Annotated in this window: 1 protein-coding gene; it reads right to left on the bottom strand. The window is 56.5% G+C overall.

The genetic code is table 11. The features are described 5' to 3' along the window. Window positions 1-897: hypothetical protein (locus tag DOM41_RS17325; RefSeq protein WP_223161014.1), on the bottom strand; the 897-nt coding region annotated here is incomplete at its 3' end. Between the last annotated feature and the right edge of the window lie 129 nt (window positions 898-1026).

Raw genomic sequence — 1026 nt, 5'->3', positions numbered from 1 at the left:
GTCGATTCCCGAGAGATCGGCATCCGGGGCACAAAGCCGCTCGACCTCTTCTGGCCAGTAGAACTGCTTGGCCCGATGCGCCAGCGCTCGGTCGATCAGCGGGCCCGCCGCCAGAAAATGCAGGGTCTTGAGGATCGGCCCGCGGGGCTGTGGCAGGTAGGGCTCCCGAATGGGTTGGTCATCGGGCAGGCGTTCGGGGTCGGGCTGCACCGCATCGAGGCCCTCTTCCATATAGCGGCGGTAGAACTCGAAGCGGTGCATGCAGCCCTGGGGGCCGTGGTCGCGGGAGTCCATGGCAGCATCGATGATGCTGGGATTTTTGGCCTCGAGATGTTTTTCCGGTTGCCATTTGAGGCCATGTGCTTGCAAGGGTTTTAAAGGAAAGCAGAGTTCTAACTTGCCGGTGGTCTCGATTCCGCTCCTCAAGAAGGGTTTAACGTCGCGCCAAGCATACGTCTTAGCGACTCCTGGTAATGTGCCGAAATGAACCAGTTGCGCTTGTCGGTTGAAGCGAACTCCTCCCCCCTGTGCTGTCCAATAGACGATGGCGAAAAAAAACCAGGGAATGGCCAGCATTACTGAAGAGCCAATAACGAAAGTGGATAGTTTTAGATCATTAACAATCAGAGAGTAAAGAGCGACCCCCCCCCCGAAGTTGTTAAAAACTCCAAAAAAGAAATAGAGAACGTAAGCAGCCTCGTTCTGCTGATTTTTTTTTGGCTCCAGAAACCGTTCGTTGAAACGCTCCTGGTTAGAGAGGTCGTCGTAAACAGCCACGTCCTCGGGCCACATAGCGATCTCGGGGCCGGGCAATTCGGCGTATTCGCGATCGTTGCGTAGGTTGTTCAGCAGCGCTTCGTAGCTCGGCGGCGTTTGCGCTTCATTGGCTTCACTCATGATGCCGATCCTTGCTGGCGGTTTTGAAACTGCTCCAGGCGCTCGATGCGGTCCTGTGCCATCCGTTTTTCCGTGGCTTCATCGTGCAGCACGCAGGTGGGGTCGGCGAAGCGGTCGGCTGAGCCAATG

Origin of the sequence: Salinicola aestuarinus (genome assembly GCF_003206645.1) — a bacterium.
Classification (GTDB): Bacteria; Pseudomonadota; Gammaproteobacteria; order Pseudomonadales; family Halomonadaceae; genus Salinicola; species Salinicola aestuarinus.
The sequence above is the reverse complement of the archived record's forward strand: the minus strand, read 5'-3'. Positions and strand labels throughout refer to the sequence as shown.